Source organism: Paenibacillus sp. NPDC057967 (assembly GCF_042887015.1).
Lineage (GTDB): Bacteria > Bacillota > Bacilli > Paenibacillales > Paenibacillaceae > Pristimantibacillus.
The window spans coordinates 284,686-301,934 of sequence record NZ_JBHVQB010000009.1; the positions used below are offsets into that span (position 1 = coordinate 284,686).

Annotated in this window: 16 protein-coding genes; 10 read left to right on the plus strand and 6 right to left on the minus strand. The window is 52.8% G+C overall.

Translation table 11 applies throughout. The features are described from left to right. Positions 1-233 precede the first annotated feature (233 nt). The 4 genes from ACFVSO_RS23405 to ACFVSO_RS23420 form a co-directional block, all read right to left on the minus strand. Positions 234-704 carry a MarR family winged helix-turn-helix transcriptional regulator gene (locus ACFVSO_RS23405; protein ID WP_387478227.1) on the minus strand — a complete coding sequence of 157 codons (471 nt, stop codon included), beginning with the start codon at positions 702-704 and terminating at the stop codon, positions 234-236. 267 nt (positions 705-971) lie between these two features. Continuing rightward, positions 972-1,967 (minus strand): 2,3-diaminopropionate biosynthesis protein SbnB, encoded by a 996-nt coding sequence (locus ACFVSO_RS23410; protein ID WP_387478230.1) that lies wholly within the window; start codon positions 1,965-1,967, stop codon positions 972-974. A gap of 2 nt (positions 1,968-1,969) precedes the next feature. Then, positions 1,970-2,944 carry a 2,3-diaminopropionate biosynthesis protein SbnA gene (gene sbnA / locus ACFVSO_RS23415; RefSeq protein ID WP_387478233.1) on the minus strand — a complete coding sequence of 325 codons (975 nt, stop codon included), beginning with the start codon at positions 2,942-2,944 and terminating at the stop codon, positions 1,970-1,972. Between the two features lie 15 nt (positions 2,945-2,959). Beyond that, on the minus strand, positions 2,960-4,183 hold the full coding sequence (locus tag ACFVSO_RS23420) for a phenylacetate--CoA ligase family protein (RefSeq protein ID WP_387478236.1): 1,224 nt from the start codon (positions 4,181-4,183) through the stop codon (positions 2,960-2,962). Between the two features lie 240 nt (positions 4,184-4,423). On the opposite strand from ACFVSO_RS23420, the gene ACFVSO_RS23425 reads away from it, so the two are divergent. Then, positions 4,424-5,233, plus strand: a complete 810-nt coding sequence (locus ACFVSO_RS23425) for a YheC/YheD family protein (RefSeq protein WP_387478239.1) — start codon at positions 4,424-4,426, stop codon at positions 5,231-5,233. Positions 5,234-5,321: 88 nt separating this feature from the next. Here the strand turns inward: ACFVSO_RS23425 and ACFVSO_RS23430 are convergent, their stop codons facing one another. Beyond that, positions 5,322-6,569, minus strand: coding sequence for an S-layer homology domain-containing protein (locus ACFVSO_RS23430; RefSeq protein ID WP_387478425.1), 1,248 nt, complete (start codon positions 6,567-6,569; stop codon positions 5,322-5,324). A gap of 319 nt (positions 6,570-6,888) precedes the next feature. Next, complete coding sequence (ytxJ, locus tag ACFVSO_RS23435; protein ID WP_387478242.1) at positions 6,889-7,227, minus strand: bacillithiol system redox-active protein YtxJ; 339 nt, start codon at positions 7,225-7,227, stop codon at positions 6,889-6,891. 120 nt (positions 7,228-7,347) lie between these two features. Here ytxJ and ACFVSO_RS23440 point away from each other — a divergent pair, with 120 nt between their 5' ends. From ACFVSO_RS23440 to ACFVSO_RS23480, 9 genes are all read left to right on the plus strand, one after another. Next, positions 7,348-7,503: a GNAT family N-acetyltransferase gene (locus ACFVSO_RS23440; protein ID WP_387478427.1), complete on the plus strand. Its 156-nt coding sequence runs from the start codon at positions 7,348-7,350 to the stop codon at positions 7,501-7,503. A gap of 139 nt (positions 7,504-7,642) precedes the next feature. Next, positions 7,643-8,218: a TetR/AcrR family transcriptional regulator gene (locus tag ACFVSO_RS23445; protein WP_387478245.1), complete on the plus strand. Its 576-nt coding sequence runs from the start codon at positions 7,643-7,645 to the stop codon at positions 8,216-8,218. Positions 8,219-8,322: 104 nt separating this feature from the next. After that, on the plus strand, positions 8,323-10,347 hold the full coding sequence (locus ACFVSO_RS23450; protein WP_387478247.1) for a YhgE/Pip family protein: 2,025 nt from the start codon (positions 8,323-8,325) through the stop codon (positions 10,345-10,347). A 338-nt stretch (positions 10,348-10,685) separates the two neighbouring features. Next, positions 10,686-12,503 carry a putative bifunctional diguanylate cyclase/phosphodiesterase gene (locus ACFVSO_RS23455; RefSeq protein WP_387478250.1) on the plus strand — a complete coding sequence of 606 codons (1,818 nt, stop codon included), beginning with the start codon at positions 10,686-10,688 and terminating at the stop codon, positions 12,501-12,503. A gap of 94 nt (positions 12,504-12,597) precedes the next feature. Then, positions 12,598-13,716, plus strand: coding sequence for an ABC transporter ATP-binding protein (locus tag ACFVSO_RS23460; protein WP_387478253.1), 1,119 nt, complete (start codon positions 12,598-12,600; stop codon positions 13,714-13,716). Then, on the plus strand, positions 13,706-14,524 hold the full coding sequence (locus ACFVSO_RS23465; protein WP_387478255.1) for an ABC transporter permease: 819 nt from the start codon (positions 13,706-13,708) through the stop codon (positions 14,522-14,524). The genes ACFVSO_RS23460 and ACFVSO_RS23465 overlap by 11 nt, the downstream gene beginning before the upstream one ends. Continuing rightward, positions 14,511-15,317 carry an ABC transporter permease gene (locus tag ACFVSO_RS23470; protein ID WP_387478258.1) on the plus strand — a complete coding sequence of 269 codons (807 nt, stop codon included), beginning with the start codon at positions 14,511-14,513 and terminating at the stop codon, positions 15,315-15,317. The genes ACFVSO_RS23465 and ACFVSO_RS23470 overlap by 14 nt, the downstream gene beginning before the upstream one ends. Further along, entirely contained in the window at positions 15,314-16,387 is a 1,074-nt protein-coding gene (locus tag ACFVSO_RS23475; protein WP_387478261.1) for an ABC transporter substrate-binding protein, read from the plus strand. Before ACFVSO_RS23470 ends, ACFVSO_RS23475 begins: the two co-directional genes overlap by 4 nt. Positions 16,388-16,614: 227 nt before the next feature. Further along, positions 16,615-17,238, plus strand: a complete 624-nt coding sequence (locus ACFVSO_RS23480; protein ID WP_387478264.1) for a YhbD family protein — start codon at positions 16,615-16,617, stop codon at positions 17,236-17,238. Positions 17,239-17,249 lie beyond the last annotated feature (11 nt).

Below are 17,249 nucleotides of genomic sequence, written 5' to 3' on the forward strand. Positions count from 1 at the left end.
CGGCGGTCGAGTGGGTAGCAAGTCGGTAGAATCGACTTAAATGTGTCTGAGCGGCGGTCGAGTGGGTAGCAAGTCGGTAGAATCGACTTAAATGTGCCAGAGTGGCGGTTGAGTGGGTAGCAAGTCGGTAGAATCGACTTAAATGTGCCAGAGTGACCATCGAGTGGGGAGTAAGTCGGTAGTTGAGCGGGGAATTGGTCGGTAAATCAGCGCAAATGTCAAAGGAGACGAGCTTACTCGTCTCCTTTGACATTTGCTGTGTTGTTTGCGCGCTGTTGCACGCGAGCCATAAGCTCTTGCATCTGCGAAAGCAGGAGGGTACCTTCCTCTGGTGAGGCGTCCAACTGGCACAGCAGCTTCTCCGGGATGTCGACGGCCTTCTCGCGAAGCAGTTTTCCATGCTCCGTGAGAGCGATGACGACGTTGCGTTCGTCGTTTTTGTCACGGGTGCGGGTGATTAGGCCTGCGGCCTCCAATTTTTTCAGCAAAGGAGTCAGCGTGCCCGAATCTAGATATAGTCTGGCTCCCAGCGCGCTGACCGTGACCTGATCTTGCTCCCACAGCGCAAGCATGGTGACGTATTGAGTATACGTCAGTCCGAGTTCTTGCAAGAGCGGGCGGTAGAGCTTTGTTAATTCTCGCGAGCAAGCGTAAATCGCAAAGCATATTTGATTATCCAGCTTCAACGTTTGGTCCGATTGCATAAGAGTGCCTCCAACATGGGCTCAGCGAAAAGAGCAGCCAATATCCTCTATTTTAATGGATTCAATTAAATTGTATTAAATTAAATAGTAGCGAACGGCCCTCCATTTGTCAACGAATAATCAGCCCGTTGGACGAGGAGGTAGAGTCCAAGTATAATTCAGTCCCGTTGGAACGAGGAGGTGAGTCCAAGTATAAATCAGTCCCGTAAAAAAAGAGGGAGGTGGAGTCCAAGTATAGTGACGACGAGAACGTCTCGTATCCGAACCTTAATCCAGCCAAGTCCCGATGCCAAACTTCTCCCCTTGTTTAAAGAACCAATGCGCAATAGCAACGTCGAAGGCGGCCATCCCCATGGGGCAAAAGAGTACCGTTTCCTCATCGGTCAGCCCGGCCAGCGCGTCCCGGCAACTGACATCGCCGAGCGTCATAACGTCCTCCGCTTGCAAGCCCGCTTCCCGGTGAAGCAGCTCGATATCAGTATTCTCTCTGCACACCTCCGTCCAATCATCTACAACAATGGAACGGATCGCTCGGATTGCCTCCAGCTGGTAGTCGCGAAGGGAGACGTCCAGAAGCAATGTACCGGGAGCAGGAGGTGTGTCAATATAGCGGGCGGAGCCTGCTGTACAAGTGATGACAACATTGCAATGCGGGTACCAGGATTGCCAGTGCTCCGTCACGGTTACGCGGTCATAATCCTCTTTTCGTCTTTCCTGACCGAGTCCATCCTCAATATTCACACCTCGAATATCGGTCAGATAAATATGATCGATTTGCTTTCCGAACAGCGATCGGCACATCTCGAAGTGAATGCGTCCGATCGGCCCCCATCCGATAATACCAATTCGCAAATTTCGTTGATCCGGCTGTTCCGGCGAACGGCTGGCCAGCCATCGATCCAGCATTAGACTGCTCACAGCCGCTGTACGTATGGCGCTGGCCATCGCCGTGTTCAGAATGGCGGAAGGCTTGCCGGTGTTGGCGTCGTTCAGTACGGTGACGCTATGTGCGCGGGGGAGGCCGGCGGTGAGGTTGCCGGGAAAGCTGGCGATCCACTTAATGCCGGCGGCATGGATTCCGCCGCCAATATATGCGGGCATCGCGATGATGCGATTGTCGGGATTGCCGTAGCGCAGATAGGGTTTAAGCGGCTGGGCATACTCGCCCTGATCGATCATCCCGGCGGCTTCTCCAATAACGCCGAGCAGCTCGCGCCAGTGGAAGCCGATCGCCCGCAGTTCCTTTTCGCCTAAGTAGAGCAAGCTTAGTCGCCTCCCTCCGAAAGTATCGACGAGCCGAATTGCTCGCGCATCCATTCATCGTTAAAGACGGTATCCATATAGCGTTCTCCGCGGTCGTGCAGGATCACGACGCAGGTCGAGCCATCTGGAATATCGTCAAGCATCCCTGTGAGCGCAGCGATAACGGCTCCGGAGGACGGTCCTGCCAGAATGGCCTCCGTCTCCGCCAGCCTTCGGCAGCCCGCTGCCATCTCCCGGTCCGTGACATTCACCGCGTAATCCATGAAGCGAGTCTCGCCGAATGGAGGAACAATGCCCGCTCCAAGTCCGGGGAAGCGGCGCGGCCCTTTCTCCCCGCCGAAGATGACGCTGCCCGCCGCATCCACGGCAATTACTTTGGTCGTCAAGCCGTGGTCGGTGATGTACCTGGCGCAGCCCAGCATGGTGCCGCAAGTACTGACTCCTCCAGCGACATAATCGATCTTGCCAAGCGAAGCTGTGATCTCGGGCATAGTGCCGTCGTAATGTGCCAGATAATTGTTCGGATTGGCGTATTGGTTTGGCCAGAAGCTGCCGGGCAACGCCTCACGCAGCTGCCGGACGCGCTCCAGCCGCGCGGGCAGGAATTCGCCGGTCTCCGGATCAGGTGTATCCACGTAGGAAACCTCGGCGCCGTATGCTCTCATGATGGCAATATTGGCGGAGGCGGTACGCGGGTCAATGACACTTATGAACCGGATGCTCAGCATGGAGCAGATAGCGGCAAGGCTGATCGCCATATTGCCGGAGCTTGATTCGATTATGACGGAGCCGGGACCGATCCGCCCCTCATTCCATGCGCTGCGCACGATGCGCAGCGCCGGACGGTCCTTGGCGCTGCCGCTTGGATTCATCAGCTCCAGCTTGCCGAAGACATGTATGCCGCGCGTATTGGCGAACAATCTGCTCAGCGGAACGAGCGGCGTATTCCCGATTTTATCCAACCAGCTATTCCTCATGGTCAGCAGCACCTTTCATTGATATAGCTTCTTGGCTTTCACTGCTCCGGCGGGAAGCTGATCCCGCTCGCTTACGTGTATGACTTCAATGCCCTGCAGCAGCCGGTTGCGGATCATCATGCCGATATCTCCGATCCTATGCTCGATATCATGCTGGATGGCGCTCGCGACAGACTCGTCTAATCGGTTGCTTTTGATATACAGCTTCAGCTTGTTGGATTCCACCTGTACTCTTAACGTGGCATCCTCCAAATGCCTGTTCACGACCTCCTCAATGTCGTACAGGCTGATTTTCTCTCCATGCTTCAACTCCGGCCCGATGCGCTTCGTGATGCAAGCGAAGGTATGAATCATGCGACCCTGATGGACTTCCGCGCGGAAACCCCGCACCACATCGTATGTGATGTAGCGCACGGCGGGGAAGAGGGAGCGGGAGAAGGAGGTCAGCACCAGGACGCCTTCGCCAGGTCCTAGGGGCTCATAACCCAGCGCTTCTGCGGACAAAGTCTCTCCGTACACATCATCCGATAAGACATAGCGTCCAAGTTCATGGGAATAGGCTGCTATGGCACCAATCTCAATCGAGCCGTACGTATCCAGTACATCGCCAGCGTCCAATCCGAAGCGCCCAGCCATATTCGTTTGCCATTCCGCGGAGGCCAGCTCGCCGACCAGAATGATTTTGCGCAAGCCAAGGGAGCGGGGAAAAGGAAGCGCATCTGCAATGGCCTCCAGAATCGATGGCATCGTGTAAAGCAATTGAGGACGATACAGTGTAAGCCTGGCGACATGCTCCTCCACAGGGGCAGTGAAAGGTATAGCCTCCGCCGCTATGCCCAGTTCGTGAAAGATCGCAATAGCGGTGCTGGCGGCATGGCCCGTGCCCAAATCGGCCATCGCTCTCGCAATGCCGTGGCGAGTCCCTAGCCAATTCAGATAGGAAGCTTTCTTGGCCTTAATATATTGAAGATCATCTTCGCGGGAATAGTAGATGGACTTGCGAATGCCGGTCGAGGTGCCGGAAGTCCGATAGGCGGACAAGCCGGATTCTGTGCGTTCAGCCTGCGCATAGTAATGGCGGTCTAGCACTTCTGCGGTTATGAGAGGCAGCTCTGGCAGAGCGGGAGGGCTGCTATCTATTTTTGAAAGAGAGATGCCAGACTGGCGCAATAGCGGCTCATACCAAGGATGCAGCCGCGCGATAAGGCGCAGCTGATCGGTTAGCTTCCGTTCCATCATGGTATAGTCATCCTCCTAGCAAATTGATGCGTTCGTCTATGATGCCGTTACTAAAGCATATGTGCGACCGTACCGATGGTTCGGCTATGACGACAGAGGCCTAAAGCGATTTTTATATATTTTCGTATGATAGTAATAGAACGAGATTGGGAGAGATACAAGTCTATAGGCAGGAGACGGAGACGACAAAATAATATCGCCGTTCACGCGGGCGGCGTGAAGGGAGCAAGGCTGAGGACAATGGCTAAGCTTAAAGTGAAAGCCAGCGGAAAGCCGTACCGGGTATCCGACAAATGGGCCAAAACGAATATCATGTTGCGGGATGAAGGACTGCGCGGGTATATACCATCAACCAGAAAGTTCAGCCGGCTGACGCTGCATAATCTACTTCAAGCACACCAGATGGTCTATGTGAAGCCGACATATGGATCGCTGGGCAAGGGAGTCATGCGGGTCGAAAGGCTTGGCTCGGGAGAGTATTGGTATCAGCTCGGAGGCAGTCACAAGACGTTCCATAGCTTCGACGGGCTCTACCATTCTCTGAAAAGGGACACGCTGGGCAAAAGCTATCTTGTGCAAAGAGGCGTTCATCTGTTGAAATACGAGGGAAGACGGTTTGACCTGCGCGTCGTCGTACAGCGCGCTCCGCAAGGCGGGTGGGAGATGACAGGGATTGTTGCGAGAATTGCCCATCCGGAGAAAATCGTCACCAACGGCAGCCAAGGAGGCTCTATCCTGACCGCGGAGCAGGTGCTGAGCGCCCATATGAGCCCGTCGCAATTAGACAGCTTGAAGAAGAGGCTGGAGGACATCGGCATCAGCACGGTCAAGCGGCTGCATCGCCGCTATCCCCGCCTGAACGAAATCGGCCTGGATATCGCCATCGACAATGGGTTCAGGCCATGGATTCTGGAAGTGAATACAACGCCGGATCATTGCCCGTTCGCCATCTTGCCGGACCAGTCGATGATTCGCCGGATTATCCATTATGGAAGCCAATATGGCAGACACTACAGATTGAATTGCTTCAAGGCGAAAAACACACTGTAACCACGAAATAAAAACAGGGCAGCATGCGTATTGGCATGCTGCCCTGTTATGGTCCGTATGAAGCGGAGATATGCGTAAGCTTCGAACGCTACTTTTTAGCTGCAATCGAGAAGATGACCTGCTTCTGCTTGCTATCGACCAGAATATTGATCGTATCGTTGCCGATGGACGCGTGAGTCTGCGTAACGGCTTCGCCTTTCTCCACCTTCTCGCAAACTTCACTGAACAATTGCTTGAAGGCAATGGCGTTGTAGCCGAATAGGCCGTTGGCGAACATCTCGACGGCTTCTTTGTTGCGTGCCAGCGATCCGTCGCGCAGTCTCATTGTGATGCCGTACGTATTGTATTGCGGGTCCAGCCAGATCGCTGCTTCTTCATTAATGGCCGTGGTGCCTGCCGGTCGGTTCAGGACGTTCTCCTTCTCCGTCTGGTCCTTGAATAGGCGCAGCGTCGTATCATACAGGTCATGATTGGCGCCTCTGAGCTGTCCTACGAGCAGCAGAGATTCGTAAGCGTCCCACATCCGTTTGTCCGGGAAGACGATAACCTTGCTGCCGCCGCCGAACGTAGGCACGATCCGCTCCAGCTTGTCAGGCGATACGTTGATCTTGAGTCGCTTCGACTTAACGGTCAGACGCTCCAGAATGACAAGCGCCTGGGCGCGCGTCACCTTCTGACCGACACCGAAGAAGCCGTTCGGGTAGCCTTCCATGATGCCCTTCACAAGCGTCTCCGCGATGAAGCGCTGCTCCCGCTCCGTGGCTCCTTTAATATCGCCGAAGGCTTGCGCCATTTTTTGCCCATAGATGCTGTCTTCCAGAAATTCCGTTTCTTGCAGCGTATAATAGACGACCTCCGCCACGTTCTCGCGCGTCATGTCCATCTGAAAATCAGAATAGCGGCTTTTGTTCAGGAAATGGAGGTCGCTTGCAATATCGATAAAATCCTTGGCCCAGTAGCCGACCGTGTTCGGCGCGAAGGTGAAGTAGCGGTAATCCTGCTTCAGAATGGCCTGGTTCTCTAGACTCAGAGAGTTCATGAAACCGGTGTTCCAGCTGCGCGAGCCGTTCTGGTGCAGATCGGCGTATGAAAGAATGAGCATTTTGACGAATTGATCAACTTTCACGGTCTCTTCTGGTCGAAAAGTCCCGTCCGGGTAGCCTTCCAGAATGCCGCGATTGACCATGTCGATGATGGTTTTCTCCGCCCAATGGCCTTGCGTGTCTTTAAATGGAGAGCCCTGAGTTGCCGCAACCGCTTTCTCGTATGCTGAAGTGGGCATAATGGCCGCCCAAACCATCGTGATGCTTATCATGAGTAGTGCCAACCGTTTCATCAATCCATGTCCTCCCAAATCGATTTATTCCGACATCCTCTAGATAACCATATCCGGGCGTTATTGAGAATGGGCAGAATGATGCAACCTTGGCAACCGGGAAGGCCCTACTGGCGCTAGCGCTTTGTGCATAGGGAGAAGTGATAGCTATAGTCTCATTTACATATATTTAGCAAAATGGTTCAGGGGACATTGGACGCAATAACGAACAGCGCGCATAGGTACTAAGGGATAACGTCCAGGCAGGCGCATGAACAACAAAAACGGCTCCAAGAGCCGAACGAGCTCTCGAAGCCGTTTTAATAGTAGGTAATCGTGATTAGTCCAATACTGCGCCAATGTGGGCTTTGGTAACGGACCAGTGGGACGCCGTCCATACTTTCTTCTTCTTATCGATATAGATGATTTGCGGAGATTCATGCTTCACGCCTGTGTCTTCTGCAATCTTATTGGAGACAGGGCGGGACTCGATCACCTTCACGAGCACATAGTCGATATTATCCTTCGGGCTGCCGCCGAGATAGTTGCTGAACTCTTCATGCGCATTGGCGCTGACCGGGCAAGTGGTGCTGTGCTTGAACACAACGAGGGGCTTGGCGTCGGATGCTTGGAGGACGTTATCCCATTCTTCAATGGTTGTAATTTCTCTGTATGTCATATGCGTGACACTCCTTCATCTATAGGTGGATTGAATCGGCTCATACCGTATCCTGTCGTTATTATATCTCTAGTGAGCGATTAAAGTCATCTCTTGACCAATCTTCTCATGATAATGAGTATGCTATATTGTGGCGTTCATCCGGATTATCGAAATAAGGGGATTGCGAAGCAACTATATGAAACGTTTTTTGGCAAAGTGCATGAGCTTGGGTGCTCCACGGTTCGCGATTATGAGGGAGAAGACAGCATTATATCGGCTTCTCGAAAAGGATAACCACCAAAGTGTTAAAAAAATCACACTTGGGGTTGATTTTTGAAAATGAATCGTGATAATATGTGTACAGCAACGAAATGACCGTTTTAGTATTTTGGTCATTCGGTCACGAAGTCAGAGGAAAAAGGAGGCGTTGCGAGTGGCCATTGATCGACGACAGCTCATTGTAGATGCGGCAGCGAAGTCATTCTCGTTATTCGGATACAAAGCGACGACCATGGACGGGGTAGCCAAGATCGCCAATGTCGGCAAGGGCACCATTTATACGTTCTTTACGAACAAGGAAGAGCTGTTCCAGGAGATCATGAACCGGATGATCGGGGATATGAAGCGGCTCGCCGAGCAGGCGATCAATCCCGGAAGAAAGTTCTTCGACAATCTGAATGCGGCGCTGGAGCTGCTGCTCGACTTCCGCGAGGAACATGAGCTGGCGCTGAAGCTGTCGCAGGAGATGCGGGAGATCGGCACGCCGATGGCGCTGGAGGGCTTGCAGCAATTGGAGCGAGCGGTAGTCGGCTACATTGCGAGCCAAGTGAAGTCTGCGGTGGAGAAAGGCGAGATCAAGCCTTGCGAGCCGGAGATGACGGCATTCGTCATGCTGAAGCTGTACATGGCGCTGACGGTGGATTGGAAGAAGACGCATGAGCCGCTGAAGAAAGAAGAAGTGGCGGAGCGGTTACGATTTTATCTGGAGCAAGGCCTGGCGCCGGCGTAAGCGGGATGCCTTTTTTTACCCCATAAAATGACCGATTGTCCGAATTAGTCAATTCGTACTGGCAATACCGGCCAACATACACAGACAAACAGGGAGTGGGAAATATGAAGTTGAAAGGATTGCGGCAATTCGGCAAAGAGCTGGCGGCGATCGCACGCAACAAGAAGGTGCTGATTCCGGTCATTGCAGTTCTGACGGTTCCCGTCATGTATACAGCCATGTTTCTAGGCGCGTTCTGGGACCCATACGCGAAGATGGAGGAGCTGCCGGTGGCAGTGGTCAATTCTGACCAAGGCACGGAGTTTCAAGGCAAGCAAATGCATATTGGTGATGACTTTGAGGAAAAGTTAAGAGAAAATCCGAAGTTCGATTGGGCCTTTGTGACGAAGGAAGAAGCCGTCCAAGGTATGAAGGACAACAAATATTATATGGCGATTGAGATTCCGGCCAACTTCTCGGAGAAAACAACATCGCTGACTTCAGATAAGCCGGAACCGGCGAAGCTGGTATTCTTGCCGAATGAAAGCTACAACTTCCTCGCCGCGCAAATCGGCAATACGGCGGTTGAGCAAATGAAAGGCTTGCTGAATAAAGAAGTAACGGAAGTATACACCAGAACGGTGTTCGAAAAGCTGGAAACGGCTGCTGACGGTATTGTGAAAGCAAGCGACGGCGCAGGCAAGATAGCCGATGGCACGACCAAAGCAAAGGACGGCGCGCAACTGCTGGAGCAGAATTTGAGCAAGCTGACTAGCGGTACAGTTACGCTGCAGGATGGCGTATCCAAGCTGAACACGGCAGGCAAGCAATTGCAAAGCGGCGCTGCGGAGCTGAGGGGCGGCGCAGCATCGCTGGAGAATGGCGTGGGATTGCTTGCTGATGCGAGCGGACAATTGGCAAGCGGCGCGGCAGGCGCTCAAGACGGTGCATCGAAGCTCGCGGGAGGCCTGACAGCATCCGCTGCGGGTACAGCAGAGTTGGAGCAAGGTGCTGCCAAGCTGACTGCCGGATTGGAAGGACTTGCTGCGCAGAACGAGGCGCTTGCCGCCGACCCTAACTTCCAAGCATTGATTGCGGCAAGTAAAGGTCTTGCCGGCGGACTTGAGAAGTCATCTGCAGGCCAACAGGAATTGCTTGCTGGTGCGAACGGTTTGGAGGCTGGATTGAAGCAGCTGAATTCCGGCGCAGATACGTTGCAAACCAAATTGGGTGAAGCAAAGACGGGAGCAAGCACGCTTGCTGGCGGCCTTACTAAGCTGTCGGGCGGTACGGTAGAGCTGTCCCAAGGACTTGGCAAGCTGAATGATTCGGTAGGCTCTATGACTTCCGGTGCGAAGCAGCTGGAAGAGGGCGCGACCAAGATGACATCTGGTCTAGTGGAGCTGGAAGACGGTACTCACGAGTTGTCCACGAAGCTGAGCGATGCATCGTCGCAGACTTCGGAGCTGTCCATGACCGATGAGATGGTCGGCATGTTCGCCGAGCCGATCCAGCTTGATGTGGACCGGGTAACGGAAGTGCCGAATTACGGTACAGGCTTTGCCCCTTACTTCTTGTCGCTGGGCTTGTATGTAGGCGCGCTGTTGATTACGATTGTTTACTCCGTTAAGGAACCTGCGATCCGCCCGGCGAATGGCTGGAGCTGGTTCTGGAGCAAGGCGCTAACACTGATGCTGGTCGGTACGATCCAGGCTTTGATCGCGGACGCGGCGCTCATCTTCTTATTGAAGCTTGAAGTACAGAATATGGGCTTGTTCATTCTGTTCTCAATCATTACAAGCATCACGTTTATGATGCTGATTCAATTCTTTGTAGCATCGATGGGCAACCCTGGACGATTCGTAGCGATCGTGCTGCTCATCCTGCAACTGACCAGCTCCGCGGGCACATTCCCGCTGGAATTGATTCCGGGCTGGCTGCAGCATGTAACGCCTTGGCTGCCAATGACGTATTCGGTCGCAGGCCTGAAGGACGTCATCTCCAGCGGCGAAACGACCCGCATGTGGGGAGACGCCGGCTTGCTTGGCATCTATGCAGTCGTCTTCGCAGGCTTGACGCTGGCTTACTTCATCGCAAGCCATCGCAAGGAAGGCGGCGATACAAGAGAAGCATCCACTTCTATTGCATAAATAGAAGATCAACCGTTGCTTCGGTTTATACAAACGCTACATCATCTTCACGCAAACGGCACCTTTATCAGGTGCCGTTTTATTATGGTCTGTCGGCATTCTTTTGAAAGGAAAAACGGTGTCAAGCATCCAGTCTCATCCGCCGTGGGCTGCTTTACATAGGGTGGTCGCCCGTTTTGGTCAGGCTCGCATGGCTATTCAAAAAGCTATTTATACAAAAATGATCGTGCATGCAAAAAAACAGAAGGAATCCCTCATACGATATGGAAATTTTTAAGTGAAAGATTCTCACTAGGAGAAAGCCGCTTATAATTGCCGATTAGGGGGCATCGCGATCGATGAAATGGATGCAAGACTGGACAAATCGCCTTATGAAGATAACACCCCATATCGTCATCTTTCTTACGGCGATATCCCTCAGCCTCAATATGATAAGCTCCGTCAGCAGCTCGCAAGGTCGTATGTTCGCTCTCCTATTTGCCGTATTCATCTTTGCCTCCATTCTGGTCAAACCGCTGTGGTTCAAATATTGCCTTTCCGTAGTTGCGTTTGTCTCCTTTTTCTGCGCGCTGCCGGAGCTGACGTTCGACAAGCTGATTAGCGTCATGTATTTAACGCTTGTCATTCTGGCGTTCCTGCTGCCGTCGCCGATCCCTGTGTTTGCAGCAGGGGGCTACTACCTTTATATTACGCCGATTAGCTGGCCCGAGGAGTCTCCGGAAATGCTGCAGGCGATCTTGGGCGGCGTTGTCATCAATATGATTCTTTATTCGCTGCTGGCCTTTTACTTCCGGAACTTGAAGAAAGAGAATGAGGCTAATGCAAGGCTGAATGCCAAGCTTAATGAAGCTTTCCGGCAGCTTGAGCATATGGCCTACTACGATATGCTTACCGGTCTGCCGAACCGCCAATCGCTTATGAAGCATTTAGATATGGACATCGTTCAACAAAAGCAGCTTGCTGTCCTGTTTCTGGACCTTGATGAGTTCAAGCATGTGAACGATATGATGGGCCATAGTGCGGGAGATCAACTGCTGCGGGACATTGCCGACCATCTTCGCCATTTCGCGGATTCGTCCTGCTTCGTTGCCCGCTATGCCGGGGACGAGTTCGTGCTGCTATGCTCCTATCGGCGGAAGGAGGAAATTGCGGATCTGGCGGAACGGCTTGTCCGCTCCTTTCAGAACCCGTTCCACATCGGTCACAAGCACATTTATACGACGATTAGCATAGGAATCAGCTTGTTTCCTGAAGATGCGGGGGAAGGGGAGACGCTTATCCAATATGCGGACAAAACGATGTATAGCATAAAGCGCGGCGATAAAAACGGTTACCGCTTCTTCACTGATATCAAAAACGAGGAGCTGCTGCGTCAAGTCAGGCTGGCGAATGACATCCGCAGCGCCATAGCCAAACACGAAATGTCGATACACTACCAGCCGCTAGTAGATCTTAAAACGCGAGAAATTCGCGGAGTGGAGGCACTGCTGCGCTGGACGCATAGCGATATGGGGCCGATTGCGCCCTCACTCTTTATTCCGCTTGCCGAACAGAACGGCGTAATTGTGGAGTTGGGGGAATGGGTTCTGGAGGAGGCGTGCAGTCAGGTTAAGAGCTGGCATGAAGCAGGAAATTCAAGACTGACGTTAGCCGTCAACCTTTCCATTCGTCAGTTCAAGTCGCTGAACTTCCCTTCCAAGGTGCTCAGCATATTGGAAAAGACGGATTTTGATCCTGCGCTGCTGGAGCTAGAGGTTACGGAAAGCATGATGCAGAGTGTAGAGGAGTCGGTTCCGATCTTGAACGAGCTTAAGCGCCATGGTATTAAAATCGCTATAGACGACTTTGGAACAGGCTATTCTTCTCTGAGCGTCCTGGGACAGCTGCCGCTGGATTACCTGAAAATTGATCGTTCCTTTACGAAAGAATTATCGAGCGCAGCATCCTCAGCATCCATTGTGAAGCTTATTATCGACATTGGACACAGCATGAATTTGCAAGTTATTTGCGAAGGAATTGAGACCGGGCAGGAAATTGAAGCGCTTCTGCAGTTCGGCTGCGAGTTCGGGCAAGGGTATTATTTCCACCGCCCCTCTCCGCCAAAAGAGATCGAACGGCTGTTGGACTTAAAACATCTGCAGGAGTCAAAGGTTTGAATTGGCCGATTATTTTGTTTCCACTTGCCCTTTTGCGGAGATGCTGTATAATCACTATGGATTTCTTTTATATAGGACGAAGGGGCTGGTGGGATTGGAAGAGACGATCATTCGTTTCGAACATGTGACTAAACAATATGACCATAACGACCCTGCGGTACTCAAGGATGTAAGCTTTGAGATTCAGCGGGGCAAATTTTATACGCTGCTAGGGCCGTCAGGCTGCGGCAAGACAACGATTTTGCGTCTGATTGCCGGATTTACGGAGCCGTCAAAGGGCAACATTTATTTTAACGGCAAAGTGATTAACCGGGTGCCGGCGAACGAGCGGCAAGTGAATACGGTATTCCAGGATTACGCGCTATTCCCGCATCTCAATGTATTCGAGAACGTCGCATTCGGCCTGCGCATCAAAGGGCTTAAGAATGACGCGATCAAAGTCAAGGTGCTTGAAGCACTGCGTTTCGTCAACCTGAGCGGCTACGAGAATCGCGAAATTACGGAGATGTCCGGCGGCCAGCGCCAGCGCGTCGCCATCGCTCGCGCGATCGTGAATGAGCCGGAAATCCTGCTGCTCGACGAGCCGCTGTCGGCGCTTGACTTGAAGCTGAGAACGGAGATGCAATACGAGCTGCGCGAGCTGCAGCGCCGCCTTGGCATTACGTTTATCTTCGTTACGCATGATCAGGAAGAAGCGCTTGCGATGTCGGACGAAATTTTCGTATTGAACGAAGGCACGATCCAGCAGTCCGGCACGCCGACCGATATCTATGACGAGCCAATCAACCGCTTCGTAGCGGACTTCATCGGCGAATCGAACATCGTGAAGGGCCGCATGCTGCGCGACTTCGAGGTCGAGATCGCAGGCAAGACGTTCGAATGCGTCGACCAAGGATTGAACGAAGGGGAGACGATTGATATCGTCATCCGTCCGGAGGACCTGGAGATTACGTCGCATGAGAGCGGCAAGCTTCAGGTGCGCGTAGATACCCAATTGTTCCGCGGCGTGCATTACGAGATCAGCTGCTATGACGACACCGGCAATGAATGGCTTGTCCATTCGACGCGCAAGGCGACGGTCGGGGAGCGAATCGGCTTGACGTTCGAGCCGGAAGCGATCCATGTTATGCGTCTGGGCGAGACGGAAGAAGAGTTCGACAAACGTCTGGAGTCGTACGAGGAAAGCGGCGGTGGGGACAGCCATGGAAGCTAGAGCCCGCAATCTGTACCTCGTTCCTTATGTACTATGGATTGTCCTGTTCGTCATCGCGCCGATTCTGCTGATCGCGTATTATTCCTTCTTCAATGTGGAAGGGCAGTTCACGTTCGAGAACTACCAGAAGTTTTTTACGCCGGTCTATCTGCGCATGACGCTCAGCTCGTTCTGGTATGCTTTTCTGATTACCTTATTCTCACTGCTGGTGGCTTATCCGACGGCCTACTTGCTTACGAAGACGAAGCATAAGGCACTATGGCTGCTGCTCATTATCTTGCCAAGCTGGATCAACCTGCTGCTGAAGGCTTACGCGTTCATCGGCTTGTTCGGTACATACGGCTTCGTGAATTCGGTGCTGGAAGTAACGGGCATCGGCACCAAACAAATCTTGTTCACCGACTTCAGCTTCGTGTTCGTGTCGGTCTATATCTTCATTCCGTTTATGATTCTGCCGGTCTACAACGCACTGGAGAAAATGAATCCGACACTGATCGACGCAGCGCGCGACCTGGGCGCCTCGCCTTGGATGACGTTCCGCCGTGTCGTATTCCCGCTGACGATTGACGGAGTGAAGGCAGGGTGCATGGCGGTATTCATACCGGCGCTGTCGCTCTTCATGATTACAAGATTGATTGCGGGCAACCGCGTCATTACGCTCGGCACAGCAATCGAGCAGCATTTCCTTGTGACGCAGGACTGGGGCATGGGGGCGACGATCGCCGTGTTCCTCATTATCGCGATGGCGATTCTGATGCTGCTAACCGGGAATCGAAAGCGAGGGCTGATCGACATTGTCAAAAAGTAAATGGCGTTTGTCCAACCTGTACCTGATCGCCGTATTCGTCATCCTGTACGCGCCGATCTTCTATCTGATGTTCTACTCCTTCAACAGCGGCGGAGCCATGAGAAACTTCGAAGGCTTCACGCTGGACTATTACGGCGAAGTGTTCCAGGATACACGGCTGCTTATTATTGTATTGAATACCTTTGTGATTGCGTTGCTGTCCGCTGCGATCTCGACGATTATCGGGGTCATGGGCGCCATCGCGATCCACTATATCCGCAGCAACCGGCCGAAGGGCACGCTGCTCACGCTGAATAACGTGTTGATTGTCAGCCCTGACGTCATTATCGGGGCGTCATTCCTGATTCTGTTCACAATCGCGGGCATTCAGCTAGGCTTTGTGTCCGTGCTGCTGTCCCATATCGCGTTCAGCATTCCGATTGTCGTTATTATGGTGCTGCCGAAGCTGCAGGAGATGGGCGGCTCGCTGATCGATGCGGCGCGCGACCTCGGCGCAAGCTCCTGGCAAGTCCTGACGAAGGTTATTCTGCCGTATATCAAACCCGGCATTTTCGCGGGATTCTTTATGGCGTTAACGTATTCGCTGGATGACTTCGCGGTGACGTTCTTCGTCACGGGCAACGGCTTCTCAACGCTGTCGGTGGAGATCTACTCGCGGGCGCGGCAAGGCGTATCGCTGTCGATTAACGCCCTGTCTACGCTGATCTTCCTGTTCACGGTGCTGCTGGTGATTGGCTACTACTTTATTAACCGCCGCAATAACCGTCCGGCAGGCAAGGGGGTGCGCGTATGAGCCAGCTGGTCCGCATGTTTCTGCTCGTCTTTCTTGTCGCATTCGGCTTAATGTACGTGACATCGCAGATGAACTCCAGCGCCGGCTACTCCGGAGGCAATACGCTGACGGTCTACAACTGGGGCGACTATATTGATCCTGAGCTGATCGCGCAGTTCGAGGAAGAGACCGGCATTAAGGTGATCTATCAAACCTTCGACTCCAACGAGGCGATGATGACGAAAATCAAGCAGGGCGGTACGACCTTCGACGTGGCAATTCCGTCCGAATATGCCATCAGCAAGATGAAGGAAGACAATCTGCTGCTGGAGCTTGATCATTCGCAGCTCCCGAATCTGGAGCATATCGACTCCCGCTTCATGCACCTGTCCTTTGATCCGGAGAACGCCTATTCCGTGCCTTACTTCTGGGGAACGGTCGGCATCGTCTTCAACCCCAATCTGGTCGGTGATCTGGACTTCGACAGCTGGGACGATCTGTGGGACGAGAGCTTGCGCAACAATGTCTTCTTGCTCGACGGCGCGCGCGAGGTCATCGGCATGGGACTGAACAGCCTTGGCTACTCGCTGAACGATACGAACGAGGAGCATCTGCAAGAAGCGCTTGCGAAGCTGTCGAAGCTGACGCCAAATGTGAAGGCGATCGTCGGCGACGAGATCAAGATGCTGATGGCGAACGAAGAAGCGGCAGCCGGACTCGTATGGTCCGGGGATGCGTCGGAAATTATGGACGAGAACGAAGAGCTCGATTATATCGTGCCGGAAGAGGGCTCTAATCTGTGGTTTGACAATATGGTCATTCCGAAGACGGCCCGCAATCTGGAGGGCGCTCATCAGTTCATCAACTTTATGCTGGATCCCGAGGTTGCCGCGCAGAACACCGAATACGTCGGCTACTCCACGCCGAACAAGGACGCGCTGGCTATACTGCCTGAAGATATATCCGGCGACGAGCGGTTCTATCCGGATGAGGAGCTGACGGAGCGTCTGGAGGTCTATGATAATCTGGGACCACGCATGCTGTCTCATTATAACGAGCTGTTCCTGGAATTTAAGATGCATCGGAAATAATTAGCCTGACCCCTACTTGGAAAAGGTGAAAGCTTCGTTCATCCCCCTTGATTACCCATTAATCCCGACGTTCGTTAGCAGAACGTCGGTTTTTTGCTTCTCTTTCATGCGGGATTGCAGAATGCTTGCCATGGACTGACCTCTGGTTGCAGATGCGCTCAGTCTGGAGACCGATTTGTAGCGTAACAATGTTATGTTACACTCTACTTGTGACAGGGGGTGCGTGAATGGATATGGAGCTTATATCCAAGAAGGAGCTGCTGGAGGCGACGGGCATATCCTATGGACAGCTCTACCGCTGGAAAAGGAAGCAGCTGATCCCGGAGGAGTGGTTCATTCGGAAGTCTGCATTTACGGGACAGGAGACGTTTTTTCCAAGGGAGCTAATTCTGGCGAGAATCGATAAGATCGTGAATCTGAAGGATGATTTATCCCTGGATGAATTGGCGGATAAGCTGACAGGCAAGCAAGCGGGCATTGAGATGCGAAAAAGTGAGTTCGCCGAGCGGAACATTGTGTCGGATATGGTGTTGCAGCGCTGGACCGGACCGGAGAGCGGGAATGAGATTTATGCCTTTCAAGACATGCTTTATCTATATACAGTGGATGCCTTGCTTAAGCCAGGCGAGATGAGTGTGGAGGAAGGGGACGCGCTGATCCATATGCTTCGCGAACATTACCCGGCCTTTAATGGAAAGCCTTGCGAGCTAGTGTTCATCAGGCGAATGGGGATTGCTTCATTTGCTCTCATATCCGCTTCTGCGGAATTGTATTTCGACAGTGGTGTGAAGATAGTGGTGCGAGCGCCTCTTGCAGACTGGTCGGAGAAGCTGATTGAGCGGTTGGTATAAAGAAAGGAGGA